This window comes from Lewinella sp. W8 (assembly GCF_004375085.3).
GTDB lineage: Bacteria > Bacteroidota > Bacteroidia > Chitinophagales > Saprospiraceae > Neolewinella.
The window spans coordinates 31,749-56,889 of sequence record NZ_SNAQ03000025.1 but is presented as its reverse complement, the minus strand read 5'-3'; the positions used below and the strand labels follow the sequence as shown (position 1 = coordinate 56,889).

General features: G+C 56.9%; 21 protein-coding genes and 1 tRNA gene. 8 read left to right on the top strand and 14 right to left on the bottom strand.

The annotated features are described in order from the left end of the window. Positions 1-81: 81 nt before the first annotated feature. From E1J53_RS21725 to E1J53_RS21680, 10 genes are all read right to left on the bottom strand, one after another. Positions 82-1,449: a trigger factor gene (locus E1J53_RS21725; RefSeq protein ID WP_134274476.1), complete on the bottom strand. Its 1,368-nt coding sequence runs from the start codon at positions 1,447-1,449 to the stop codon at positions 82-84. Positions 1,450-1,538: 89 nt separating this feature from the next. Next, a tRNA-Leu gene (locus E1J53_RS21720) sits at positions 1,539-1,620 on the bottom strand. Positions 1,621-1,745: 125 nt separating this feature from the next. After that, positions 1,746-2,690, bottom strand: a complete 945-nt coding sequence (locus E1J53_RS21715) for a sterol desaturase family protein (RefSeq protein ID WP_134274475.1) — start codon at positions 2,688-2,690, stop codon at positions 1,746-1,748. A gap of 132 nt (positions 2,691-2,822) precedes the next feature. Further along, positions 2,823-3,206: a hypothetical protein gene (locus E1J53_RS21710; protein ID WP_134274474.1), complete on the bottom strand. Its 384-nt coding sequence runs from the start codon at positions 3,204-3,206 to the stop codon at positions 2,823-2,825. A 47-nt stretch (positions 3,207-3,253) separates the two neighbouring features. Beyond that, positions 3,254-3,736, bottom strand: a complete 483-nt coding sequence (locus tag E1J53_RS21705) for an energy transducer TonB (protein ID WP_134274473.1) — start codon at positions 3,734-3,736, stop codon at positions 3,254-3,256. A gap of 146 nt (positions 3,737-3,882) precedes the next feature. Then, complete coding sequence (locus tag E1J53_RS21700) at positions 3,883-4,416, bottom strand: energy transducer TonB (RefSeq protein ID WP_134274472.1); 534 nt, start codon at positions 4,414-4,416, stop codon at positions 3,883-3,885. 242 nt (positions 4,417-4,658) lie between these two features. After that, a complete protein-coding gene (locus E1J53_RS21695; protein ID WP_134274471.1) occupies positions 4,659-6,827 on the bottom strand; it encodes a sodium-translocating pyrophosphatase in 2,169 nt (722 codons plus the stop codon). A 697-nt stretch (positions 6,828-7,524) separates the two neighbouring features. Continuing rightward, complete coding sequence (locus tag E1J53_RS21690) at positions 7,525-8,127, bottom strand: hypothetical protein (protein WP_134274470.1); 603 nt, start codon at positions 8,125-8,127, stop codon at positions 7,525-7,527. A 28-nt stretch (positions 8,128-8,155) separates the two neighbouring features. Then, positions 8,156-9,856: a M3 family oligoendopeptidase gene (locus E1J53_RS21685; protein WP_134274469.1), complete on the bottom strand. Its 1,701-nt coding sequence runs from the start codon at positions 9,854-9,856 to the stop codon at positions 8,156-8,158. Positions 9,857-9,943: 87 nt separating this feature from the next. After that, positions 9,944-10,903, bottom strand: a complete 960-nt coding sequence (locus E1J53_RS21680; RefSeq protein ID WP_134274468.1) for a nucleoside hydrolase — start codon at positions 10,901-10,903, stop codon at positions 9,944-9,946. A gap of 153 nt (positions 10,904-11,056) precedes the next feature. Here E1J53_RS21680 and E1J53_RS21675 point away from each other — a divergent pair, with 153 nt between their 5' ends. From E1J53_RS21675 to ppgK, 4 genes are all read left to right on the top strand, one after another. Next, entirely contained in the window at positions 11,057-11,431 is a 375-nt protein-coding gene (locus E1J53_RS21675; protein ID WP_253932244.1) for a hypothetical protein, read from the top strand. A gap of 183 nt (positions 11,432-11,614) precedes the next feature. Further along, positions 11,615-12,265 (top strand): peptidylprolyl isomerase, encoded by a 651-nt coding sequence (locus E1J53_RS21670; RefSeq protein ID WP_134274467.1) that lies wholly within the window; start codon positions 11,615-11,617, stop codon positions 12,263-12,265. 56 nt (positions 12,266-12,321) lie between these two features. After that, entirely contained in the window at positions 12,322-13,200 is an 879-nt protein-coding gene (locus E1J53_RS21665) for a peptidylprolyl isomerase (RefSeq protein WP_253932243.1), read from the top strand. A 52-nt stretch (positions 13,201-13,252) separates the two neighbouring features. Continuing rightward, positions 13,253-14,035 carry a polyphosphate--glucose phosphotransferase gene (gene ppgK, locus E1J53_RS21660; protein ID WP_134274466.1) on the top strand — a complete coding sequence of 261 codons (783 nt, stop codon included), beginning with the start codon at positions 13,253-13,255 and terminating at the stop codon, positions 14,033-14,035. Here the strand turns inward: ppgK and E1J53_RS21655 are convergent. Both E1J53_RS21655 and cysS read right to left on the bottom strand, forming a co-directional pair. After that, positions 13,932-14,480, bottom strand: a complete 549-nt coding sequence (locus E1J53_RS21655; RefSeq protein ID WP_253932242.1) for a four helix bundle protein — start codon at positions 14,478-14,480, stop codon at positions 13,932-13,934. The genes ppgK and E1J53_RS21655 overlap by 104 nt on opposite strands. A gap of 272 nt (positions 14,481-14,752) precedes the next feature. Beyond that, positions 14,753-16,246, bottom strand: coding sequence for a cysteine--tRNA ligase (gene cysS, locus E1J53_RS21650; protein WP_134274465.1), 1,494 nt, complete (start codon positions 16,244-16,246; stop codon positions 14,753-14,755). A gap of 240 nt (positions 16,247-16,486) precedes the next feature. On the opposite strand from cysS, the gene E1J53_RS21645 reads away from it, so the two are divergent. Then, positions 16,487-16,762: a hypothetical protein gene (locus tag E1J53_RS21645; RefSeq protein ID WP_134274464.1), complete on the top strand. Its 276-nt coding sequence runs from the start codon at positions 16,487-16,489 to the stop codon at positions 16,760-16,762. 1 nt (position 16,763) lies between these two features. Here E1J53_RS21645 and E1J53_RS21640 read toward each other — a convergent pair whose 3' ends face one another. Beyond that, positions 16,764-17,384, bottom strand: coding sequence for a DNA-3-methyladenine glycosylase (locus E1J53_RS21640; RefSeq protein WP_134274463.1), 621 nt, complete (start codon positions 17,382-17,384; stop codon positions 16,764-16,766). Positions 17,385-17,724: 340 nt separating this feature from the next. Between E1J53_RS21640 and E1J53_RS21635 the strand changes: the two genes are divergently transcribed. The 3 genes from E1J53_RS21635 (at position 17,725) to E1J53_RS21625 (ending at position 24,502) form a co-directional block, all read left to right on the top strand. Further along, positions 17,725-21,543 (top strand): PASTA domain-containing protein, encoded by a 3,819-nt coding sequence (locus E1J53_RS21635; protein ID WP_134274462.1) that lies wholly within the window; start codon positions 17,725-17,727, stop codon positions 21,541-21,543. 116 nt (positions 21,544-21,659) lie between these two features. After that, a complete protein-coding gene (locus E1J53_RS21630; protein ID WP_134274461.1) occupies positions 21,660-24,140 on the top strand; it encodes a T9SS type A sorting domain-containing protein in 2,481 nt (826 codons plus the stop codon). 65 nt (positions 24,141-24,205) lie between these two features. Then, on the top strand, positions 24,206-24,502 hold the full coding sequence (locus E1J53_RS21625) for a rhodanese-like domain-containing protein (RefSeq protein WP_134274460.1): 297 nt from the start codon (positions 24,206-24,208) through the stop codon (positions 24,500-24,502). Positions 24,503-24,510: 8 nt separating this feature from the next. Here E1J53_RS21625 and E1J53_RS21620 read toward each other — a convergent pair whose 3' ends face one another. After that, positions 24,511-25,107 (bottom strand): SPOR domain-containing protein, encoded by a 597-nt coding sequence (locus tag E1J53_RS21620; protein WP_134274459.1) that lies wholly within the window; start codon positions 25,105-25,107, stop codon positions 24,511-24,513. Positions 25,108-25,141 lie beyond the last annotated feature (34 nt).

Here is a 25,141-nt window from a genome sequence, read left to right as displayed (position 1 = left end):
CAAAATGCCGCGCCCCCCGCGGAGATTCCACGGGGGGCGCGTTAAGGACAAGTAGATCAGCCTGGTAGGAGGTCAAGGCAGTTACTCTTCCTCCGTAGCCGGCGTATTTTCTTCGTTGAAGGTCTTGATCACTTCGTTGAAAGTATCTGCGTCGACGGGCTTGTCCTCAATGGTTACTTTTTCCCGTACCGCGGCCATGATTTTCTTTTCGATGGCGTTGCTGGACAGTTGCTCCCGTTGCTTCTCGTCCTGGAGCATTTGCCCGACGTAGTTGTCGATGAACTCGTCGGTGAGGAAGTCGGGGCGCTGGCCGCCGAGCATGCCCATCAGGCTTTCCAGGGCCTCGGCCCGTACGTCTTCGTATTCGAGCTTGACCTCGTTTTCGGCGGCAAACTTGTTGCGGATCAGCATCCACCGTACGCCGCGCTGGAACATCTCAAAGGTTCCGTTGGGGTCTTCCCGGTGGATTTTCTCCATCAGTTCGAGGGGAAGCTCAATGGTGGTGTCTTCCACCAGATCGCGCTGAATGGCAAAATTCACCATGGCCTCTCCCTGGCGATCAAAGCCGGAGGCATTGTCTTCGGCAATTCGCTTACGCAGGTCCTCTTCGGTTTTCACCGCTCCGGATCCGTCAAATTTGGTGAAGAACTCTTCGTCGAGCTCAGCGGGGACAATCCGGCTGATCTTGTCGATGGTCAGTTCAAATGATTTGCCGGAGATGTCGGTTTCTGCGTCCTCCAGTTCCAGCAGGTACTTTTTGACGTAGGCGTCGGTACTGTTCTTCTCCAGGGTATTGAGGTCGTTGATGGTGGTGGAGAACCCAACCTTTTTACCCATCAGCATTTCCTGAGCCTCCTCGGTCAGGTTATCCATGTAAAGCTTGGCGGCGTTGGTGATGGGATCCTCCATGGGACCAGCTTCCGTGAAGGTAACGTCAAGAATGTCCTCGCCTTCCACGGTGCCGTCTTCCACTTCCTGGTTTTCACCCTGCTGCTTGAGCAGTCGAGCGACCTGTTCGTCGAGGAACTCGTCGTTGGTGTCCAGCACGTACTTTTCGTAGGTCTTGGTGGGAAGCTCCAGATCAAATTCCGGTTCCAGGGCAAGATCGTATGCCAGGGTAATGTCCTGCAGCGTTTGGGCCGTAATGGCGGGGGCGGGCTTGTCTTCGTTGGGCATCGGGCTGAAGATCAGCTTGATGTCGTTCTCCTCAATGTAGCCAAACAGGGATTCCCGGATCTGATCGTCCAGGATTTGGCCCAGCACCTGGTTACCCATCATTTTACGAAGGGTGCTCAGCGGAGTTTTACCCTTGCGGAAGCCCTTCATGCTGACCTTTTGCCGCTGCTTTTTCAGCTCGGCGTTCAGCTTTTCGTTCAGTTCTTCCTTGGAAATGGTTACTTCGATTTGTCCGGTAACCTTGCTGGTCTGCTCAAAATTTACGTTAGGCATACTTCGTCGCTGCTTTGCGCCCAGTCGGGCGGGATAAAAAAAGCCTGCCCGGAGGCAGGCCTTGGGTCCCGGTAACCGGGAAATATAGGTGCGGGTGAAAGGACTCGAACCTTCACGCCTTGCGGCACTAGATCCTAAATCTAGCGTGTCTACCAATTCCACCACACCCGCGTGGGGATTGACTTGTAGCGCATGATTGCGCTAAAGCGGCACAAAAGTAAAGCCTTTTAAATTAGTACGCAAGTCGCCGAGCCGAAGTGAGGGATTAAATCAGCGGACGTACCCGGAGGCGATCATCATTGGACGGCATTCACTTCGGGTAAGGCGGTTTGTTGTGCCCGTTTTTCGCTGATTTGTTGCCGTAACTCTGCCCGTAATTGCTCACTGGTTTTCCGGCTTCCGTCATGACTCCAGCCCGGAGGACCGAACAGGTAGCCGAACCGACTACGCCAGTCCGGAGCACGCCAAACGTCCCGGATCATAGCCGACCACTCGTGGGTAGCGATGATGAGGGGGTTAAAGGTATTGATGTTGGTGGTCAGACCATAGATGGGCCTTTCCTCTTCTTCCTGGAAGGTTCCGAACAGACGATCCCAGATGATCAGCACCCCTCCGTGGTTACGGTCCAGGTACTTTACGTCGCTGGCGTGATGAACCCGGTGATGACTGGGCGTATTGAAGAACCACTCAATGGGCCGCCACATTTTGTCAATGGCTTCGGTATGGATCCAGAATTGGTAAATGAGGCTCACGCTGCCGAAGATGGCCACCATAATGGGATGAAAACCGATGAGGGGTAAAACCGCCGCGAAGATGAACGCGCCGGATATGGTACCCGTCCAGGTTTGGCGCAGGGCCGTGGCCAGGTTATACTTCTGACTGCTGTGGTGCACCACGTGGCTCGCCCAGAAGTACCGCACGGAGTGGCTGGTCCGGTGAAAGACGTAATACATAAAGTCTTCGGCGAAAAAGCATAGCACCCAGACCCACCAGGCGGCACCGAGGTCAAACAAACGAAACTGATAAAGCCAGAAGTACACCCCCACGGTAAGCACCTTAGTGAAAAGCCGGATGATGGCGTTTCCGATCCCCATGGAAAGGGAGCTCAGGGTGTCTTTAGTCTCGTACCAATCCTTTTGGTCATACACCGCAACGCCGATCTCGACCAACAACAGGAATAGGAAGGCCGGAATCGCATAGTGAATGGCGATGGGGTTGTCCGCGTAGATGAAATCAGGCATGATTAGTGGCGTAGGCAAAGCAAAGTTAGCGAATTTTCGCTTCTGGCCTTTAGGCTTTGCCCCCGTACGCTTACGCTAGCATCCACCAGAAAATTTTTCGGTTGAAGACCTCATCGTCCAGTAGCTACATTTTTACCGCACCAAAATCACCTCGGAATTTTCTTGCCGCTCGGTCCCCACGCCCCGCATTAGGAGGGTGTCGCCCCGGAAGGTGACGGTCCAGTTGCTGTCGTCACCGACTCCGGCGTCGCTGTCGAGGCTGACGGCACCGGTTTCGGGTCGGTAGGTATAGGTGCCACCGTTTTCCCGCAGTTCCCCACTGCCGCTACTGAAGGTGCCATCGGCGGCAAAGTCGAGCCAACGGTCACCCGCGGGATTGAGTTGGGGGGCGACGTCCTCCTCGTAAATTTTTACACCGATCATATTCCACCGACCCAGCAGGGCATCGGCGGTGGTTGGGGCGGGAGCACAGGAATACAGGGCGGCGGCGAGGGCCGTCAGAAGAAATGAGCGCATGAAAGGGATTGTTTCCCGTCAGATGCGCCTTAGCTAAGGAGTGGCGGTTACTTGAGCTTAAACTTCACGGGTAAATGAAAGGATACCCGGACGGGCTTTCCCTTATGCAAACCCGGTTCCCAGCGCATGCTGGTGTTTTGCATGTCCCGGATAACCTTGGCGGCGGCCTCGCCGGTTCCCGCTCCGGGGTCGCGCACAATGCTGACGTTGGTGATGGCACCGTGGGGTTCCACGACAAAGCGGATGACGGCCATGCCTTCTATCCCCAGATCCCGGGCCTTTTTGGGGTAGCGGATATGTTGGTATACATAATCCAGCATGGCCCGGTCGGCGCACTGCTTCCTTTTGGCGTACTGCCAGACATCACCGCAATCCTTTCCGGGAAAGAGCGGCATCTGGTCGACGACCTTGAAGATTTCTCGGGAGCTATCGGTGCCGGGGGAGGTGTTCGCGTAATAGGCCAGACTAAAGGCGAGTAAGAAAGTGCCCAGGGCCATACTGAGGCGTAGGTAAGGGTTGAGGTTTGACAAGATTTGGGTGTTTTTACTGGGGGGATGCCAAAGGGAGGGGTTTTGGTGGGCGGGGGTGATAAATTTTCATTTTTTTCAGCTTTCACCTACTAAGTCTACATGTAGACTTAGTAGGCGGAAAACGCCAAAATTCCGCCGGTTACGCTTTATCTCAGGTCAAATCTGACGGGGAGATTAAACCGCACCCTTACGTCGCGTCCGTCCAGCAGTCCCGGCTCCCACCGCAGATTATCTTTTTGCATCCGGCGAATGACTTCGGCGGCGGCCTCGCCGGTTCCCGCTCCGGGGTCCCTTAAAACCCTGATGGTAGATAAAGTCCCGTCGGGCTCGACGACAAAGCTGACTACGGCTACGCCCGTAACGGCGTTTTGCCGGGCAGTTTTGGGGTATTCCAGGTGACTATACACGTATTCCATCAGGGCTTGTTCGCCACATTCTTTGCGGTCGTCGTAGAAGGAAAGGGAGCGGCAGCCGGCTCCGGGAAACACGGGCATTTGGTCCACCAACTGATGAATTTCTCTTCCGGGCACTTCCACGGGCCGGTTGAGGTAGAGCTTACAGGCGTAAGGAGGAGACTCCACCACCGTGGGAGTGCTTGCGTAATAGCCCACCGCGAAGGTGCTGCAAAATAGACTGAGGAAAAGGCTCAGGCGGAGGTAGGGGCTTCGGGCGGGTAACATAATGAAGGCAGGGTTTTAAGGTTAAATGCTCCGGAAGAGTCAATTTGACGTGTCCGGATATTCATTAGATTCACAAAGCCACCAAAAGGTTGCACTAAGGATATACACTGCACCTGCCCTCCGGGCCCAATTCCAGCCTTGAGCCAAAGAAAAAGCCCCACGATCTGCGACAGACCGTGGGGCTTCGATTGCTTTTGGGCGCATAGCGCAGGTGCCATGCAGTACCAAAAGGCAATGTTTTCCTAGAGCAGCGGAGCAATGACCAGCGCCACAACGCTCATCAGCTTCAGCAGGATGTTCAGGCTGGGGCCGGAGGTATCCTTGAAGGGGTCACCGACGGTGTCACCAACGACGGCCGCCTTGTGGGGATCGGATCCTTTGTGGAAGATGGTACCCTGTACGCTGGCACCTTCTTCGAACATTTTCTTGGCGTTGTCCCAGGCACCACCGGCGTTAGACTGGAAGATGGCCATCATCACACCGGCACTGGTTACTCCGGCGAGCAGACCACCGAGCATCTCGGCACCACCGCCGAAACCGACGACTACGGGCGTGATTACGGCAATCAGACCGGGCATCACCATCTCACGGATGGAGGCGGCCGTAGAGATTTCTACACACTTGGCGTAGTCAGCCTTACCGTCAGCGGCGTCAAAAATTGCCTGGTCTTCCTTGGAGAACTTGCTTTCGTCGGAGTCGTGCTTGCGCATCACCTCCAGGGCGGCCTTCAGCTCGGGAATTTCGTTGAACTGACGGCGTACTTCCTGGATCATGTCGTTAGCGGCCCGTCCTACGGCCTCCATGGAGAAGGCAGAGAAGAGGAAGGGAAGCATGGCGCCCAAAAACAGGCCGGCCATTACGTAGGGGTTGGCAATATTGATCGCATCAATGCCGGCGGTTTGCATGAAGGCGGCGAACAGCGCCAGGGCCGTCAGGGCGGCAGAACCAATGGCGAAACCTTTACCGATGGCGGCAGTGGTGTTACCCACGGCGTCGAGCTTGTCGGTGCGCTCCCGAACCTCGGGCTCGAGGCCCGCCATTTCGGCGATACCACCGGCATTGTCGGAGATCGGACCGTAAGCGTCAACGGCCAGCTGGATGCCGGTGTTGGAAAGCATACCAACGGCGGCGATGGCGATACCGTAGAGGCCAGCGAAGTAGTAAGCACCAATAATGGCGGCGGCCAGCACGATGATGGGCAGTGCCGTAGAGCGCATGCCTACCGCCAGACCGGCGATGATGTTGGTGGCGGAACCGGTCAGTGACTGGTCCACAATTCCCTGAACGGGCTTGGTACCCGTTCCGGTGTAGTATTCGGTGATGTAGCCGATACCCAGGCCGGCGACAAGGCCGAACAGGATGGCGTAAAATACGCCCATGCTGTTGTAGGATACCTCGTTAAAGGTCCATTCTGCGGGCAGCAGGGTGGTCACGGCAAAATAAGTAGCGATCAGCATGATGGCCGCGGCGATCAGTTCGCCAGTATTCAGGGCCTTCTGGGGGTCACCACCTTCCTTCACGCGGACAAAGAACGTACCGACGATGGAGGCAACGATACCGATGCCGGCCACTACGAGCGGCAGCAGGACGGCATTCAGGCCATTCAGCTCACTATCCATGAATTGGGGCAGTGCCATGAAGGCCGCACCAATTACCATCGTACCGATGATGGAGCCTACGTAAGATTCAAAGAGGTCAGCACCCATACCGGCAACGTCACCTACGTTGTCACCAACGTTATCGGCGATGGTGGCGGGGTTGAGGGGGTGGTCTTCGGGGATACCGGCTTCTACCTTACCCACGAGGTCAGCACCAACGTCGGCGGCCTTGGTGTAAATACCACCACCAACCCGGGCGAAGAGGGCAATCGAAGAAGCACCGAAGCTAAAGCCGGTGAGTACGGTAATCGTCTGTAGTACGTTTTCCGTCGTATCCACACCAAACTGGCCCTGGAAGATGAAAAACAGGAGGCCAAGGCCAAGCAGACCAAGACCAACCACACCAAGACCCATTACGGCACCGCCGTCAAAGGCAACTCCCAGCGCCTTGCCGAGGCTTTCCCGGGCAGCGTTGGTGGTGCGAACGTTCGCTTTCGTAGCGACCCGCATACCGATGAAACCAGCCAGGCCGGAACAGATGGCACCCAGCACGAAGCTAACGGCGATCATCCAGCTGGAGGTGGCGGGGTCGGCGGTGAAGGCCAGGAGTGCAGCAACGACGGCTACGAAGATGGCCAGAATGCGGTATTCCGCCTTCAGGAAGGCCATGGCTCCGTCGGCAATATTGTTGCCAATCCGTACCATTTTTTCGTTACCGGGGTCCTGCTTGCTGACGCCAGCGGACTTGATGGCCATGAAAACCAAAGCGAGAATACCCAAAGCGGGTACCGCCATAAGAATTGTAGAAACCATAAATGAAAAGAGATTTACTTGTTTTGAAGAAAGTTTTGCTAGCGCAGTGCATCGCGCTCCAGTCTTCGATGACAAGCGATCTAGATGGCCGCAGGGGCGGAGTAGTTTTAATGGGTGAGGCCCCTACGCTTCAAAAGGTCGTTGACCCGAAATTCGCCGCAAAAGTAAGGATACTTTGGGGATTGTGTAAAATGGACGCTAAGGTATCTTGCCTTCTATCCGGTTTTTACCGGGGGTATGGCCGTTTTCGGGACGGCACGGCAGCTGGGGAGGGAGGTTGGAGGACTAAGGATTTAGGCGTAAGGTGGTAGAGAGAAGGAAGACGGAAGTAGGAAGTAGGAAGAAGGAAGAAAGAAGTGGCTTTTAAAACCCCGCACCTATGGTTGAGACATTTCACGTCGAGCGGCTCACACTGGGAATGAAAGCCCAAAGAGAGAAGGAAGACAGAGGTGGCACTCATCAAATGCATCGAGCGTTTATGCGGCTTGCCGAAGTCGACGGCGTGCAGTGAACTTATCCAAGGTTGTGTCACTAGAGACACCCTGATCAAAACAGTCTATCGTGCTGGCCCTGGCCAAACGGCTGTTGGTCTGATCAGTGGAGTGGTTACCAAAAGTCTTGAGTTGTCGGACGACTGCTCGGACCACCATTTTCTTGGCAATGCCGGCGAAAACGAGTGTTCCGACCAGGCCGTTTGTTAGTGATGGATCGGGCAATTAGGAACCGTGCAGTCTATGGAAATAGACTTCATCCGCCCACGTTGCATCAGCGCCTTATGGCTACTCCAATACCACGGTCTTTCACAATAAAAGATGGGCAGAACATCATCTGCCCGAGTTTTCTGATAAGTCTGAAATAGTCGTTTCGCAGCGGTTACTTTGCGAAAGTCTGGCCGGTCAATGGGCGCATAGTTCCAGAGTACCGTATCCGCCATGGCTACGGGCAGAATAAATTTCTCACCGATCTCCCGACGGCATTCATTCAAAGGAACATCTCGAAGAATGCGCTGGAACAGTCCGTCAAGCTGCTCCGTTGGGATGTTCCCGGCACTTGCCGAGAACGCGGCATAGGCGTCAAGGGATATCCGCTCCGGGGCCGTCACTCGGAAATGAAGAAAAAGAGCCAGCGACTGCTCGGTTACGGCCGGTAAATGCTCGTACAGCCGAATGACCAGGTTTTTGAGGCAGGGTTGTTGCACGGCAGAATAATGGTGGACGGTCTGCCGCTGCCCCACCGCCTCTCCCGAAAACATCATCGTCACCAACAATAAGCAGAGCGTAACCAGCGCAGAAGGTTTCATGCCTGCCAAAATAGGGACGTCCCTTTATCTACCCCAACTCGTCCAGCCGTTCGGTCACCCTGGCGGCGATCTTTTCCATCACCCCGTCCTCAAAGGGGTTTTCCAGGCCCGCCAACTCGACGAGCTTCAGGAATCCCATGGAGCCTCCGGCTTCACAGAGCCGGACGTAGTCGGACCAGGCAGCCGCGTGGTCCTCTTCGTTTTTCAGCCAAAACTGGAAGGCACAAATCTGGGCCAGGCAGTAGTCGATGTAATAGAAAGGCATGCCGAACAGGTGGAGCTGACTCTGCCACATGCCGCCCTGGGCCAGGAAGGGGTGGTCGGTGTAGTCCACGTGAGGCATGTATTCGGCCGCGATATTCAACCAGGTGGCGTTCCTTTCCGCCGGCGTCATCTCCGGACGTTCGTACACCCGGTGCTGGAATTCATCAATGGCACAGCCGTAGGGCAGGAACCGCATCGCACTTTCCAGGTGGGAGTAAAAATACTTTTTGGCGTCATCGCCAAAGAAGTCCGGTACCCCGGGATAGGCAAAAAACTCCATCGACATGGAGTGAATCTCCGCCGCATCGTAGGTGGGCCAGGCGTATTCCATCGGTTTGAGCTTCCGGCTGCTGTACACCTGGAAGGCGTGCCCGAACTCGTGGGTGAGCACGTCCACGTCATGACTGGTGCCATTGAAGTTGGAAAAGATGTAGGGCGCGCCGTAGTCGTTGACGTAGGTGCAGTATCCTCCGGGAGCCTTGCCGTCTTTGGCTTCCAGGTCCATCAACTGGCGGTTTTCCAGTAGTCGGAAAAATTCTCCGGTCTCTTCACTCAACCCGTCGTAGAGCTTACGGGCCGCATCGACGAGTACGTCCCGTCCTCCCACCGGCGTGGGGTTGCCGTCGGGAAAGCGGAAGGCCGTGTCGTAGTAGCGGATTTTTTCCACTCCGATCCGTTGCCGTTGCGCTTCGGCCAGTCGCGCCGCGATGGGAACGATGAATTCCTTTACCTGTCGGCGGAAATTGGCCACGGCCTCCGGACCGTAGTCCGTGCGGTTCATCCGGGCGTAGCCCAGGGCTACGAAATTGTCGTATCCAAGGGTTTGGGCCATTTTGTGGCGGAGCTTAACGAGGCGATCGTAAATGCCCTCGATCTTTTCCTGGTGCTCCAAATACCAGTCCCACTTGGCTTTGCTGGCCTGATGGCGTGCTTCCCGGTCGGCCACCTGCTCCTTGGGGGTAATGCTGCTCAGATTATAAGTTTCCCCGTTCACCTCAATCTGCGCGCCACCCCGCAGCTGGGTGTATTCACTGGTCCCGGCATTCTCCGCCTGAAGGTCTTCAATGATCTCGGGCCGGAAGGTCTTGATGCTCAGCTCTGCCCCCAGGAAGAGTTGCTCCCCATACTGCTCCTCCAGGGCCTGGCGGTGGGGAGAGGCAATCAGTGCCCGGTAGTAATCAGCGCGCCAGGCCTCGGTGGCCGGAAGCTGCTGGTCGAACCAGTCCTTTTCCTCCCGGTAAAATTCATCCCGGGTGTCTACGCTGAAGCGGATATAACAAATGTTGTACTGGGTAGCTACGTGCGCCCGGATGGCGTCAATGTCTTCCATGGCCGCCGCCGCCGCGGCGGGGTCCGGAGCGGCCTCAAAGCGGGCCAGGGCTTCCCGGAAAGCGGTTTCGCTTTTCTTCAGGTCAGGACGTTGGTAGACGAAGTCAGGAAAAGCAGCTTGTGGGTCGATGGACATACGGAAGGAACGATTAATTTTTTTGCTCAACACCCACCGGGGGGAAAGGATGGGCAAAGATTGCGATTTGATGGAACTATGGCATTTTTATTGCCAAAATTCCATGCGCGTCCAAAAGTCATCCAGCATGGCCTCCTCGTCAATGTCCCGATACAACCAGACGTTACGGGCCTCGTTTTCCGGGGGCGTACGCACCACGATTTCTTCCCCCTGCTCTGGTTTGATGAAGGCCTGCAGCAGGGCTACGTCCCACATCACCCAGCTGTCGTTGTCCGGGAAGCGTTCCAGCCATTTATTCTTTAGATAAGCCCCCATGGCGCCACTTTGATCCAGTTTATCGAAGGTATCTTCCCGGTCCCAGGTGTACTGGATGGCCACCGTGGTCGGCATCACGTGAAGCTCGAGGTCCTGGTGGTTGAGCAGGTAGTTGGCCGCGTTCAGATCCCGTCGGATATTGAATTCGCCCTTTTCCCAGGCTTCCTTGTCAAAGAAGTAGTTGAAACCGAGGACGTAGACCACTATTTTATCCGCAATGGCGGGCTCCAGGGCCAGGGCCGAGGCGATGTTGGTGCTGGCCCCGATGCCCATCACCACCAGGCGCTCACCCTCGGGCAGGGCCATGGCCTGCTCGATGATGAAGTCGGAGGCGGGACTTTGACGGGGTATGTACTCCCCCCAGGGATAGCCCATGATCATGTCGGCGCCCATCGGGTGGGGGAGGTCCATTTTGCCGGCGAGCGTCAGGATTTCTTCGTTTAGTTGCTGACTGCGGTAGCAGGTGCTGTCACCGGACAGGACGTGAAACCACTGGGCGCTGTTTACCCCGAGCAGGTCGATTTTTTCGTCCAGTTCGGGCAGCAGAAAGGCCAGGGCGTAGAGGTCGTCAATTTCGTTGGCCGAGTCAGTGTCAAGAATAAACTTGATGGGTTTGTCGTCGGGGAACTCGTGTCGCGGAGGAGGGGGTAACTCGGGAGCGGTTGTTTCGGTGGCGCGGTCGCAGGTGCAGAGAAGTCCGGCCAGGAGCAAGAGTAGAATGGAGTTGCGCATCACCAAATGTAACGAACCGGAGCTTTTTAGGTAGAAGCCAACTGCCGAATAGCCTGCTTGTCCGCATCGTCAGACTCAACTACGAAAAGGAAAGCGAGCGGTGCCGGTCAAAACATAAACCATCGCTCCGGCGTTTTTTGCCCTAAATCATCAATGCCTTTGGAAGCCTGGGAAGAAGACTTCGCCTACAATCGTATTCGCAACTACGTCCAGAAACGATTTAACCGTCCCGGATTGCCGGACCTGAACGCCATGCTCTTTCTCATCGGCGTCCAGGAGCTGGGTCGCTGGAGGAATGATTTCACGAAGGAGGAAAAGCAGGACCTGATGCACATTGCCGTCTGTCGCCTGATGGCCTACGACGGACACTATGAATTCGTGGGCCGCGACGACGACGGTTGGCCGCACTATGAACTGGTCAGCAAAATCCCGCCCCAGGATCTGCGGGGGCAGGAGAAGCTGCTGCGGGCCCGCATCGTTCGCTACTTCAATGAATTGGAGGAGGAAGAGGGGTATTTGGACGTGTAAAAAATCGACAAAGTCTACATGTAGACTCTGTCGAAAAAATGCTGATTTTTTAGCAAAAAACTCAATGCCCCCTTCCCGAAGAGCTCCTCGCTACCACGGCCAAGCCTTCCGGTCACTAATCATTAGTATTTCGCCCTCAGGTACCCTAACTTCGCTCCCCGAACCTAGAATTACCCAAATCCAATGCGCCAACTAGTCCATTTATTCTTCGGTCTGTGCCTCTGTCTCCTCCTCACCAGTTGTGGCGGAGAAAACTTCGCCCTCATCGAAACCAACGTCGGAGACATCAAGGTCGAACTGTATGACTCGACGCCGAAGCACAAAGAAAACTTCGTCAAACTGGTCAACGAAGGTTTCTACGACGGAACCTTGTTCCACCGCGTGATGCAAAACTTCATGATCCAGGGGGGAGACCCCATGAGTAAGGGCGCTGCCCCCGGTACTCCCCTGGGCTCCGGTGGTCCGGGATATCTCATTGACGCCGAGATCGGTGCCCCCCACCTGCGCGGTGCCCTCGCAGCGGCCCGTACCGGTGGATCCATGAATCCCGAGAAGAAAAGTAGTGGTTCTCAGTTTTACATCGTTACCGGTCAGCCCCAGAGTGAAGCTACTCTGAAGCAATACGAAACCATGAAGGGCATCAAGTATAATGATACGCACCGGCAGATATACCTGCAGGAGGGCGGCCGTCCGGATCTGGACATGGAATACACCGTCTTCGGCAGAGTGGTATCCGGTATGGAGATCGTAGACGCTATCTCCGCGGTAGCCACCAACCCTGCCAACCGTCCTAACGATGACGTGGTAATTGAGCGGGTCACCATGGTGCGCTAAGCGATCCGGCCGCACCCTCAGCCCCGAATTTGTCAGAAAAGAAAATTGTCCGTCCCTTGCGTTATCTGTTTCCCCTCCTGTTCCTGGCCGTACTGCTAAGTCACTGCGCGGCTCCCAAAGCGGCTTTCACCCCGGCCACGAAAACCGTTGCCGCCGTTGAACGCGTCAGCTTTACCAATCAATCCGAAAAGGCCACGAGTTATTCCTGGGACTTTGGGGATGGAACCACCAGCCAGGAGGCCAATCCGACGCATCGGTATTTCCAGTCCGGAGATTATACCGTGATCCTGACGGCCGCCAACGAAAAGGGAAAATCAAAAACCAGCCAACAAACCATTACCGTGACGCCACCAAAAGAATGCCTCGTGCGCATCGAAACCCCCATGGGGGACATGATCGCCCGCCTCTCCGACGCTACCCCCCAACACCAGGATAATTTCGTGAAGCTGGTGGAGGAGAATTACTATGATGATCTGCTGTTTCACCGGGTAATTAACGGATTCATGATCCAGGGTGGGGACCCGAACAGCCGTGGCGCCGGCCCCAGTGCCCGCCTGGGTACCGGCGGCCCGGGTTACCAGATTCCTGCCGAGTTCGTCGATAGCCTGGCGCACGTAAAGGGAGCGCTGGCCGCGGCCCGAACCAATAATCCCGCCAAGGCGAGCAGCGGGTCGCAATTCTACATTGCGCACGGCCGGCCGGTGACGGAAGCGGAGCTAAACAAGCAGGAAGGAAGCACCGGTGTGCGTTACCCGAGTGACGTCCGTCAGGAATATCTGGAAAAAGGGGGCATCCCGTTTTTGGACCAGAACTACACCGTCTTCGGGCAGGTTATTGAGGGCCTGGACGTGATCGATAAAATTGCCGGTGTGGCCACCAATCCCGGAGATCGCCCGCGGGAGGACGTCTGGATGAAGATCAGCCTCATCCGCTGATCTCCACCACTTGGCTTACCTTTGCACGGCTTTTTATACACTACTGTAGATCATGAATGACCACATTATTTTAGGCGTCGACGTCGGCGCAACCGGGATCAAGGGCGGATTAGTAGACGTAAAAACCGGTGAGCTGGTAACTCCCCGCCACCGAATTCTGACTCCCCATCCCGCTACCCCCAAAGCCGTGGCGCGTACCTTCAAGGAGTTGGTAAGCAAATTCGATGACTATAAGGGCCCGGTAGGGGTTGGTTTTCCCGCAGTAGTGAAAAAAAATGTCGCGCAGTCGGCCGCGAACATCGATAAGGGCTGGGTCGGAACCTCCATCTCCCGCGTGTTCGGCAACGCCACCGGCCTGGAAGTCCACGCGCTCAACGACGCGGACGCGGCCGGAATGGCCAGTATGCGATTCGGTACCGGTCGGCCCTACGCCAAGGAAGGGACCGTCCTGATGGTAACCATCGGCACCGGACTGGGGGGCGCCCTGTTCGTAGACGGCCGCCTGAGCCACAACCTCGAAATCGGACAGCTCTTCCTTAAGAACCAGAAGGTGATCGTAGAGAAATTCATCTCCAACCGGGTGCGAAAAGAAAAGAATATGGACTGGCCGACCTTCGGCAAGAAGTTCAACAAATTTCTGAAGCAGGTAGATAAGGTCTTTAATCCCGACGTCATCATCCTGGGAGGAGGCGCCTCCAAGTCATTCCGGGAGTTCAGCGAGTACCTCAGCATCAACGCCGAAGTAAAGCCCGCCGAAATGATGAACGCCGCCGGCACCGTGGGCGCGGCACTGTACGCCTACGAAAAGCACGAGCAGCTCGAAAGCACCTTCTAGGCCAGGAAGTCCTCTTTTGAGTTGTTGGCCAATGGGGGAACTGTACGTTTAGTAGGTGGCAAGTAGCGGGTAGATTAGTGGGCCTTTCCGGTGAATTTGTGTGGGTTTTGGCGCATGTAGGTGAGCAATTTTCCAACCTCCTCTGCCTGGCCAAGTAGGTTGGGCTAGTCAGATATCCACTCAATTTTGCGAACCTTATCCAAACCTGCGTTTCATAGTTCTCCGCAATGGAGTCAGATAATTTAGACCGAAAGTGCTTGGGATAATACCGTTTACCAAAGGCTTCCGCCAGATTCGCACAGACCGACCTTGAACTCCTGCGAATTTGGTCCGTCAGACTGTAATGTTCTTCCCTGGGAAACGTCAACGTGGTATCGAATATCGCTTGTGCCAGTAGCTCCCCTTTCTGAAAAGCGAACCACTTCGTAAAATGTGAAGTAGACATTTTTACGGCTAAAATCGACCAGAGAATCTTTACTAAGCGTCAATTAAGCGTTTACTTACGTTTTATACGTATACAGACACTTGTTGCCCGCCTGTGTAGAAAACCAAGAGTGTCTACTTCCGATTTCTCTTTTCGACCGTCCGACGTGCACCAAGTACTGCGCAACGAATTCTACATCGCCAAGCCAGTCAAGATAAAATTCGTAGGAAGCTCGCGCCATCAGAAGTAGTTAATACTTCCGGGGTAATTACCGTACTACCCGCTACCCGCTTCTACCCAACCGTCCAGGTTGCGCCGTCTTTACCGTCCTTAACCGTGATGCCGGCTTCCTTCAGCGCATCCCGTAATTGGTCGGAGAGCGTCCAGTTTTTGTCGGCCCGGGCCTGAGCGCGGAGATCAAGGACCAGATCCATTACTTTGCTCAACGCATCATTGTCTGCACCTGCGGCCACGCCCTCATCCTGTAGACCGAACACGTCAAACAACAGGGTTCCGAGGGTTTCCTTCAATGCTTCGAGGGTCTTGGGACTCACCTCCTCCAGACTCAGCTGGCCGCCCTTCAGCGCGTTGATCCGGGAGACGAGTTCAAACACTTTGGCCAGTGCCTTGGGGGTGTTGAAGTCGTCGTCCATTTCGGCGTAGGCGCCCTCGATCAGTTCTTCCAGCTCCCGACCGACAGTGCCGTTTTGGGCTCCTCCCTTGCCCTCCAGCGACTGGAGGTTCTTCCAGGCCTCCATCAGCCGGCCGTAGCCTTTTTTAGCGGCCTGGAGGGCGGTATCCGTGAGGTCCATCGTGGAACGATAGTGCGTCTGCAGCATGAAAAACCGCAGCACCATGGGGGAGTAGCTGTCCGAAACGTGCTCGCTGTCTCCGGTGAAGAGCTGCTGGGGAGTGATGGTGTTGCCGTCAGACTTAGACATCTTCCGGCCGTTCATCAGCAGCATATTCGTGTGGAGCCAGTAGCGGGCACCCCCGCAGCCGCAGGAGCCGGCGTTCTGGGCAATCTCGTTTTCGTGATGGGGGAACTTCAGGTCGTTGCCACCACCGTGAATGTCGAATTCCTGCCCGAGATACTTCGTGCTCATGGCCGAGCACTCCAGGTGCCAGCCCGGGAATCCTTCTCCCCACGGACTGTTCCAGCGCAGGATGTGCCCCTCGTGGGCGTTCATCCAGATGGCAAAATCGGAGGGGTTCCGCTTCTCGTCCTGACTTTTCAGCTCGCGACTTTCGGCCAGCAATTCGTCCAGTTTTCGGCCGGAGAGCTTGCCGTAATCACCCTCCGTTTTACGGTTGTAGGCCTCCACGTCAAAGTAAACGGAGCCATTGACTTCGTAAGCCAATCCGTTGTCCATGATGGCCTGCACCATCTCAATCTGTTCGATGATGTGTCCCGTGGCCCGCGGCTCGATGTTGGGCGGAAGGTTGTTGAACCGCCGCATCATGTCGTGAAAGCCGTTGGTGTATTTCTGGGCCACTTCCATGGGCTCCAGTTTCTCCAGTCGGGCGCCCTTGCTCAGCTTGTCCTCTCCGCTATCGGTCAGGTGACCCACGTCCGTGATGTTGCGCACGTAACGAACTTTGTAGCCCTTGTGCATCAGGTAGCGGTAGATGATGTCGAAGCTGGTGAAGGTGCGACAGTTGCCCAGGTGTACGTCACTGTAAACGGTAGGACCACAAACGTAAAGGCCGACGTGCCCCTCCACTAGGGGGGCAAATACTTCCTTCTGGCGGGTCATGCTGTTGTAGATGGTCAGTTCCTGGGACATCTTGAAGAGATTACTTGGGCAACAAAGGCCGCAAATTTATGACATTTTGCAGGGGAAAGCTCTGCAATCGCCCAAAAGTTGCGTCGGAGGAGAATTCTTCCGTTTTGTCCAGGCGAGTGACGGGGAACTATCTTGTTTTGTAATCTGCTGTTTTCTGCTCATCAGGCTATTGCCAGGGTTAATCGAAAAATATTCTTTCCGGCGGGTGTACTCCTTAATTTATGGGAAACCCGTCATTAAATGGTGCTCAAAAAACTACTGCTCCCTTCGGCCCTTTTGCTTTTGTTGGACTGGGCCCGACTGCTCTGGAAACTCCGCCGTCACCGGAGTATTCTGGCCGCCCATCGCATCCTGCCCTGGGTTCCACTGGTGGCCAATGGATATTTAAGACTCTACTTCCTACTGGAATCTCCCGTGCCGGGAAGCTGCGACTCCAGGGTGAAAACCATGCGGAAAAACGATTCCTATCGTGGGGCCTGGTCCGCCAACGTGGAAAACGGTTGTACCATTGCCTAAATCAAATCTCCGTATTGTACAGCGCCCACATCACCCGACTGGCGTAACTCCGGTACGGGCGCCAGGGCTCGGTCACCCGCAGCAATTCGGCGTTCAGCTTTTTGCCGCGGAGGCGTTCGGCGTCCACGTCAAATAATTTGATGATGTTTCGCTTGACGATGAGATCGTCCAGGGGCAGGAGGTCCGGACGCTTGAGGATGAACATCAGCACCATCTCCACCGTCCACTGCCCAACGCCCTTGATGGAGGTCAGCATGTCCAGGATCTGCTCGTCTGCGTAATCGTCCCAGTTTACGTTGAGGAGCCGGTGGTCAATCCAGTACTGAGCCACGTTTTTCACGTAGGCGGTCTTGGACCGGCTCATGCCGGCGCTACGCACCAGATCGTCGTCCATGGCCAGCAGTTGCTCGGGATGGGGGTACTCATCGGGGAAAAGCTGGAGAAACCGCCCGAAGATGGTGCCGGCGGCCTTCCCGCTCAGTTGCTGGTAGGCAATGGAGCGTTGTAGCCCGAAATAGACGTCGCCCCCGAAATCCGGCCGTTCGGGAACGGTGAGCTCATCGAGTAAGGGAGCAATGCGGGGCTCCTGCAGCAAGTGTTGGCGGACGTTTGGCGGAATCATGGTCCGAAGATAGCCATTCCCGAAACTAGCGTGTTACATCCCCTTGGCCCCGGAGGCTTGTCCGTCGATAAGTGCAGACGGGGGACTTCCTCAACGAGCAAGGTCTGCAGTCGATGCTCGGCATCGACCAGGGCCTTGCGACATTGATCGCAAAAAAGAAAACCCCTTCCAGCCTAGGGGGATAAACATTTCCTCCACAAATACTCGTTGAGCCCCGGCGTTTACTCATTCCACGTCAGGTATTTCGGCGATTCTGGCTACCTTCGCCAAGCACTACGGACCCCCGCCGAGGAGGGCTTTCTACCTCATTCGCCGCAGGTCTGGCGTTATAAACCAACGTATGAGCATCAAAGTAGGCATCTTCTTTGGCGGCCCCAGCCGGGAACGCGAAATCTCTTTTGCTGGCGGTCGTACCGTTTACGACAATCTGGACAAAGAACTCTTCGAGCCGGTTCCCATTTTCGTGGACAGCTTTCGGCGTTGGTACTTGCTGGACTGGCAATACCTCTACCGTGGCAGTATCCGGGACTTCTTTCCCCCGGTAGCCCTGGCCCCGGAATCAAAACACGGCTTTCAGGTCTACCAGGAAAGCCTCGGTCCGCTGGACGAGCTGGCCCTGGAAGAGATGGGACGACACGTAGGGCGTCGCATCCGCCGAGAGGAGCTACCCACGCTCATCGACGTGGCGTTTCTGGCCCTGCACGGGGAATACGGGGAGGACGGCCAACTGCAGCGCGAACTGGAATACGCCGGGATTCCCTACACCGGTAGCGGGGTGAAAGCCAGTGAAATTGGCATGGATAAGGCCCTCCAGAAGGAGCTGATGGCCGCCCGGGGTTTCGCTGCTCCGGCCATTCAGGTCATCAACCGCGGAGATTTCAGCGCGGCTACCGCCGCTGAATATTTCGCGGCCGCCGAGAAAGAAATTGGCTGGCCCATGGTCATCCGGCCCGCGCGCCAGGGGAGTTCCATCGGCGTGGCCATTCTGGAGGAGGAAGCCGGAGCAGAGGGCTTTACCCGCGCCGTCAACGCGGCCTTTTTCCGGGAAGAACTTCCGCTGAACGAATACCGCGATCGGTCGCCCTACGAGCGGCTGGAGTACGTGCGCCAACTGAGTGACCTGCGCGATGGCCTGGCCTTCCCGCTCGATGCGCGCCGCGGCGAGCACGAAATCACCCTCTACACCCCCGACGACCTGTTCGACTACCTCGAAGCAGCGGCGGCGGAGGGAAGCGAGGAAATCATCCTGTTCTCCGCCCACCAAAGCGAGGAGCGGGTCATCGTCGAGAGCTTTATCACGGGCAAGGAATTCAGCTGTATCGTGGTGCGTACTCCCGAAGGGGAGGCCGTTGCCCTGCCCCCGACGGAAATCGTCAAATCCGGTAGCGAACTCTTCGACTACCGCAGCAAATACATGCCCGGACGCAGTCGGAAAGTAACTCCAATCGACCTGCCGTCGGATCGCATCCAGGCCATCCGCGAAGAATGTGAGCGCTTGTTCGTTGAGCTCGGCTTCCACGTCTACGCCCGCATCGACGGCTTCCACACCCCCGGAGGAGGCATCTTCCTCAACGATCCGAATACCACCTCGGGCATGATGCCGTCCAGTTTCTTCTTCCACCAGGCGGCAGAAATCGGCCTGAACCCCAGCCAGTTCCTCACCTTCATCATTCGAACGTCTTTGCGCGAGCGCGGGATGCAAAGTGAACTGGCAGATATTGCCAACGAGCTGGGGTCTCAGCTGGACGCGGCCCTGGACGCCCAACGCGCCGCGGCCAGCGCCAAAGAGCGCATTGGCGTGCTGTTGGGTGGGGTAAGCTTCGAGCGCCACATCAGCGTGGAAAGTGGGCGTAATGTCTACGAGAAATTAAGCTCCAGTGAAGCGTATCGGCCGCTGCCGATTTTCCTCACCACACCACTGGATAGCCCGGCGGCTCCGCCGCCGGTGCAGACGCCCGCCACGGACTACGTCCTCTATCAGCTGCCGATCAATCTTTTGCTGAAGGACAACGCGGACGACATCCGCGATAAACTCATCAAGTCGGAAGAGCACCCCGTGATCGGAGAAATCCGGGAAGCCTGCGCGAGCATCACGGCCCGCTACGCGGACCCGGAAGTGGTCTTTCACCCCCAACAAATCGCCTGGTCGAACCTTCCCGCTACCGTCGATGGCACCTTCATCGCCCTGCACGGCCGCCCCGGAGAAGATGGTCGGGTGCAGGAAGCGCTGGAACAGCTGGGCATCTACTACAACGGCTCGGGAGTCGAGAGCTCTTCCCTGACCATCGATAAGCACAACAGCCTCCAGCTGTTGCGCGACGCCGGCATTGACACCACCGATCAGTGGCTGGCCTCCATCGACGATTTCCGGAAAGGAGAAGCGGCTTTTTACGACGAAGTAGAGGCCCGCTTCGGGTATCCCCTCATCGCCAAACCCGTCGATGACGGCTGTAGCTCCGCCGTCAAGCTCATCAAGCAGCGGGATGAGCTGCACGCCTACGTGCACCTCACCTTCCGCCCGGATGCCCTGGACGAAGCTAACGCCCGCCGGGAAATGAAGCTGTCCGCCAAAGACGAGTGGCCGGCCGGTAAATCGACGATCCTATTCGAAAAGCTCATCGCCGCCGAAGGGGCGGATAAATTTCTCGAGATCACCGGCGGCATGCTTACCCACCAGGGAGTGGACGGTGCGCTGCGCTACGAAGTCTTCGAGCCCAGCGAAACCCTGGCCGGAGGGGAAGTCCTCAGTCTGGAAGAAAAATTCCTGGCCGGCGAGGGGCAAAACCTTACGCCCGCCCGCTTAGCCACCGAGGCCTACAGCTACGACTACGTAGCCGGGCAGGTACGCGCCGATCTGGAGCAGATCGCCCGGCAATTGGCGGTGGAAGGCTATTGCCGCATCGATGCCTTCGTGCGGGTGTTTGCGGACGGGCGGGTGGACACCATCCCCATCGAGGTGAACAGCCTCCCGGGAATGACCCCCGCTACGGCCATTTTCCACCAGGCCGCCCTTGCCGGCTACCAACCCGCGCAATTTATTGACGCCATTCTCAGTTACGGGAAGGCCCGTCGTGATCGCGCCGCGGCTCCGCCAGCACCCGTCACTGCCGCCGCTGGCCCGGTCTCCGAAGAATTACCCTCACGCCAAGAAACGAACCTCGCTTTGACCTCCACGGAAGAAACCGATCAGCCACGATCCGAAGACACCCCGGACATTCCGGAGTCCGTCACTCCACCCCCATCCGCCGTGGAAGTGACACCTCCCGTCACCCCGGTGCCCGAGCCTACGCCCGTTTTCGCCGCTCCGGCAGTGGAAGAAGAGGAAGACGAAGACGTTCATCCCCTGGTCGCCAAGCTGAAGGCGACCGGAGGAAAGGTGCTGGATTTTTTCCGGGCCCCCTACGTTTGGAAGAATATCGGTGGTGCCCTGCTCTTTTTCCTCCTGCTGTTCGTCATGCTGCGGGTGGGCATGAGCTGGTACACCAACCACGGCAAGAGCCTGGAACTCCCCACCTTCGAGGGGACTCAGATTGAGGAGGCCCGCCGGATGGCGGAAGACCTTGGCCTGCGAATTGACGTGGATAAGGGAGCCTTTGATCCCGATCGGCCGGCCGGCCTAGTGGTGCAGCAGCACCCCCGTCCCAACAGCCGGGTTAAGAAAAACCGAACGATCTACCTGACCATCCTCAGCGATGAGGCCCCCATGATCACCCTGCCCAGCCTGGTGGGGAATTATGATTATGACCAATACGTCCGGGCCCTACGGTCCCTGGGCATCCGGGCGAAAGTCCGCTCCCGGGAATACGACCCGAAACAGGAGGAAAATACCATTCTTCACTTCTTTTACGACGATCAGAAAATCACCGATGAAGACCTTCGGGGAGGCGTAAAGGTGCCCCAGGGCAGTACCCTCGAATTTGTCGTGACCATCCGTCAGACGGGCAACGTAAACGTGCCCCAGCTGAAGTGCCGCCGCTTTAGTGAAGCGGAGTTCGTCCTGGGGGGAAGTGGCCTGGAAATTGGCAGTGTCCGGGGAACGGTCGCCAGCCGCGATGATGCCTTCATCGTGCGCACCGAACCCGCAGCGGGGCAGAGCGTTGCTCTGGGTACCCGCCTGACGGTGTTCCTTTCCGATCAGCGACCGACCGATTGTCCCTGATCTGCCGCTGATTTGTCGTGCCGCCAGGGAAGTAGACTCCCACCTTACCTTATCGTACACCAAAGTGCGCAACCCGGCGTTAGAATATATCTTCCCCGTTTTTACATCCCCACCACATGAACATAAGATTACTGCTGCTGTCTTTGCTGTTTATTCTGTCTGCGCACCAAACGATGGCGCAGCGCCTGGTTCCCCTGGCGGGGCACCGGGTGATCAAGTCCTCCCTCAAGTCAGCCGCCCCGACGGATTTTCAGAAAAATGACTGTACGGTCACCCTGCCCGAAAACATGGTGCGAATTCTGGAGGGAAACACCCAGGAAATTAAGGTGCCCCTGGACACCCTGGGCCTGGGCGGAGGATTTGACGATTTCCGCTGCCTGGACTGTGCCGGAGCGTCCTTCGGTACCGCCACCCTGGTGTCCGATACGTTGACTTACGTGGCCAATACCAACGTTGGCCAGGGGCTCGACACCCTGCGGGTGACGGTTTGTAATGAAGATGGAGTATGTGCGGATACGGTATCGACCATCGCCCTGGTGCAGCGCCGGGGCCGACTGATCGAACTGGGTGAACTTCCCGTTGCGCCGCAGGGCGTCACGGAAGTCATCGTGCCTACCCCCGATTTGCCCAGTGGAGCCGTTTGCCGCACCGTGGAAACCTGTGCACCAGACTACCTCGGCCGCGAACAGCGCGCCTCCTTCATTACGGGCATTCAGGACGGAAATGATTACACTTACGTGGCCGCCCGCTACGCCGGCGTCGACAGCGTCTGCGTACAACTCTGCAACGCCTTCGGACTTTGTGATACCTACCGGTCGGCCTTCCGGATTGAGCGCCCCACGCGTTCATTGCCCTTCTTCGACGACTTCAGCTACGACGATTTCCGCCCCGACCCGGAACTCTGGCAAAACGAAGATGTCCTGATCAACCGCACCTATGCGGTCCTGCCCCCCTCCATCGGGGTGGCCACCTTCGACGCCGTAAACTTCGACGGTCAGCCCTACGCCCCCACCAACGCCGGCACCAGCCAAATCCGGGACTTCCTAACGTCCACGCCGCTGGATATGACGGGGAACACCGTGGCGACCCTTAACTTTTACCTCCAGCCCCGGGGGCTGGGCAACCGACCGGAAACGCAGGACAGTTTTCTGCTGCAATTCCTCGATCAAAATGGAAATTGGAATACCGTGTTTTCTCGGGCCGGCCTGCTCAATACGGTAGGCGTCAATACGGAAGTGCCCTTTGAGCCGGTAACGCTGAGCGTGCCGAACAACTACCTCTACGACGGCTTCCAGTTCCGCTTCGGAGCGAAGAGCTCCGAACAGGGCGCGGTAGATATGTGGCACCTGGATTACGTGAAGCTAACTGGAGACTCTTCGACGGTGGTCACTCAGGATATCGCCCTGGTGGCCCCCCCTAAAGTTTTGATCGAACCCTACACGAGTATGCCCCTCCGGCATCTGCGGGGAGGCGGCATCGAACTATTCCGCGATACCATGGAGTTGATCGCCTTCAATCATCGAAATGATGCGTCTACGATCGGGATCGGGAATACGGTGGTGCGTGCCGTGCCGGGTAATTCCGCGGTAAGTTCAACCACCTTGTTTGCTCCGCAAACGTTTGGGGATAATGACTTCTCCAACCAGGGCGTCGAGGTCCGCAAGGCGTTCTTCCCGGGGACGGATTATTTCCAGGATATCCAAAACTTCCTGCTTAACGACGCGAATCCGAATGACCTTTTCGGCATTTCAGAGACCTACCAGTACCGCGATGAAACCCAGGATGGATTTTCTCCCCTCATCCTCCGCAACGACACCGCCACCACGGTCACGGTATTCGACGAGTACTTCGCCTACGATGACGGCTCGGCGGAAGTGATGCTGGAGGCCCAGGAGGGCACGGTGGTCGTGCAACGCTACACCAACTACGTGCCCGATAAGCTGACGGGCGTCCGACTCCGCATTCCCCGTGGATTGGGGAGCCTGGGAGACCAGGACCTGAGGATCGTCATCTACCGGGGCGACACCTTACCCGAAGGAGATCCGGTCCTGAGCTTTGACGTTCCCATTCTGTTTGCCGAAGACTTTTACCGCGACAGCCTGCAGGGTTTCACGAGCTACGAGCTGCCCGAGATCCTGGAACTGCCTGAAGGGAACTTCTTCGTCGGCTGGGAACAGCTGCGGGCCAACCGCTCGGTCGGGATCGGACTCGACCTGAACAATCAGCCCGGAGAAGTGCAATTCTTCGACTTTGGCAACGGCTGGGAGCCCCTGCGGGGAAGCATCCGTGGTGCCCTGATGATCCGTCCGCTCATGGCTGGGGCGGACATCAATCCGACCAGCGTGTCCACTCCGGAATCGGAGGTGCCACTCCTGGACGTATATCCCAATCCCACCGAGGGCACTTTGCACCTGCGTCCTCGCCCCGGACTGCTGCTGCCGGCGCTGACGGTACGGTTATTCAACCTTGCCGGCGTCGAGCTGCTGCGCACGAACGGCGTAGAAACACTCGCCCTTGATCAGTTCCCCGCCGGACTCTACCTGCTCGAAGTAAGTGACGGCCGCCGCGTAAGTCGTCACAAGATTGTTCGCCAGTAGGGTATTCCGGGCGGATTAACCATTTTGCCTGCTCAGGCGTTGTACCCCCCAAACAAATCGAATTCATGGACGCAAGCATTCAGGAAATCAAGCAGCGGGAAGCTGAAGGAAAGAAGGATTACGTATTACTGGACGTTCGCGAAGATTACGAGCGTGCCGAATTCAACATCGGCGGAATCCACATTCCGCTGGGACAGTTGACCATGTCTTTCGATAAACTTGCCCCCTACAAGGACCAGGAACTGGTGGTCTACTGCCGCAGCGGCAAGCGCTCCGCTATGGCCGTAGAATTGTTGCGGCAATCAGGCTTCAGCAACCCCCGCAACCTGACGGGCGGCATGCTGGCCTGGCAGGAAGGCTAGGGGAGCGCCTAGCGGCGTTTCATCACCTTGGCCTCAAATCCGGCCGCCCGCACCCGCTCGGCGATTCTGGCGGCCTCACTGTAGCGATCAGAGCGCCCGGCCAGAGCAACGGCGTAGGTGCCCCGATTGAACTTTTCCAGGGTAGTCTCCGCAAAGCCGGACCGGCGAAGTGCGCTCACGCGCGCCTCGGCGTTGGCCAGTTGCCGGAAGCTGCCGGCGATGACTAGGTAGCGTCCATCCGTATCTACCGCAATTTCCGGAAGTGCCGGGGCAGTCTCTTCCCGGTCGTAAGTATCCTCCGGAGTTTCGGAAATCTCCGGGAAACGTTCTCCGGTCGTGGGGGTGTTGCCGCCGCTGAGGTCCTTTCTTTCTCCTTCGATTTCGTCTTCGGGAACTTCCTGGAAGTAGGGCTCCAGGTCGGCGTCCTCGCCCAGGTCCTGGGGTAGCGGATCGTCGCTGTAGTCGGCCGGGTTCAGGACGATGCGATCGTTGCCCCCCTGTCCGGAAGGATTGTCGGCGGCATTCATCGCGGCAATGAAGAGATAAATCAGTGCACCCAGGCACACAATGAGGATGATTGGAATAAGGATTGACGTGTTTTTCATGACGCGATATGTTAAAATCCCAACTTTAGGGTCT

What these genes read in the sequence shown, in the direction of transcription:
- E1J53_RS21725 (WP_134274476.1), bottom strand. Translation starts at nt 1,449, where the DNA reads ATGCCTAACGTAAATTTTGAGCAGACCAGCAAGGTTACCGGACAAATC.
- E1J53_RS21715 (WP_134274475.1), bottom strand. Translation starts at nt 2,690, where the DNA reads ATGCCTGATTTCATCTACGCGGACAACCCCATCGCCATTCACTATGCG.
- E1J53_RS21710 (WP_134274474.1), bottom strand. Translation starts at nt 3,206, where the DNA reads ATGCGCTCATTTCTTCTGACGGCCCTCGCCGCCGCCCTGTATTCCTGT.
- E1J53_RS21700 (WP_134274472.1), bottom strand. Translation starts at nt 4,416, where the DNA reads ATGTTACCCGCCCGAAGCCCCTACCTCCGCCTGAGCCTTTTCCTCAGT.
- E1J53_RS21695 (WP_134274471.1), bottom strand. Translation starts at nt 6,827, where the DNA reads ATGGTTTCTACAATTCTTATGGCGGTACCCGCTTTGGGTATTCTCGCT.
- E1J53_RS21690 (WP_134274470.1), bottom strand. Translation starts at nt 8,127, where the DNA reads ATGAAACCTTCTGCGCTGGTTACGCTCTGCTTATTGTTGGTGACGATG.
- E1J53_RS21685 (WP_134274469.1), bottom strand. Translation starts at nt 9,856, where the DNA reads ATGTCCATCGACCCACAAGCTGCTTTTCCTGACTTCGTCTACCAACGT.
- E1J53_RS21680 (WP_134274468.1), bottom strand. Translation starts at nt 10,903, where the DNA reads ATGCGCAACTCCATTCTACTCTTGCTCCTGGCCGGACTTCTCTGCACC.
- E1J53_RS21675 (WP_253932244.1), top strand. Translation starts at nt 11,057, where the DNA reads ATGCCTTTGGAAGCCTGGGAAGAAGACTTCGCCTACAATCGTATTCGC.
- E1J53_RS21670 (WP_134274467.1), top strand. Translation starts at nt 11,615, where the DNA reads ATGCGCCAACTAGTCCATTTATTCTTCGGTCTGTGCCTCTGTCTCCTC.
- ppgK (WP_134274466.1), top strand. Translation starts at nt 13,253, where the DNA reads ATGAATGACCACATTATTTTAGGCGTCGACGTCGGCGCAACCGGGATC.
- E1J53_RS21655 (WP_253932242.1), bottom strand. Translation starts at nt 14,480, where the DNA reads ATGTCTACTTCACATTTTACGAAGTGGTTCGCTTTTCAGAAAGGGGAG.
- cysS (WP_134274465.1), bottom strand. Translation starts at nt 16,246, where the DNA reads ATGTCCCAGGAACTGACCATCTACAACAGCATGACCCGCCAGAAGGAA.
- E1J53_RS21645 (WP_134274464.1), top strand. Translation starts at nt 16,487, where the DNA reads ATGGTGCTCAAAAAACTACTGCTCCCTTCGGCCCTTTTGCTTTTGTTG.
- E1J53_RS21640 (WP_134274463.1), bottom strand. Translation starts at nt 17,384, where the DNA reads ATGATTCCGCCAAACGTCCGCCAACACTTGCTGCAGGAGCCCCGCATT.
- E1J53_RS21635 (WP_134274462.1), top strand. Translation starts at nt 17,725, where the DNA reads ATGAGCATCAAAGTAGGCATCTTCTTTGGCGGCCCCAGCCGGGAACGC.
- E1J53_RS21630 (WP_134274461.1), top strand. Translation starts at nt 21,660, where the DNA reads ATGAACATAAGATTACTGCTGCTGTCTTTGCTGTTTATTCTGTCTGCG.
- E1J53_RS21625 (WP_134274460.1), top strand. Translation starts at nt 24,206, where the DNA reads ATGGACGCAAGCATTCAGGAAATCAAGCAGCGGGAAGCTGAAGGAAAG.
- E1J53_RS21620 (WP_134274459.1), bottom strand. Translation starts at nt 25,107, where the DNA reads ATGAAAAACACGTCAATCCTTATTCCAATCATCCTCATTGTGTGCCTG.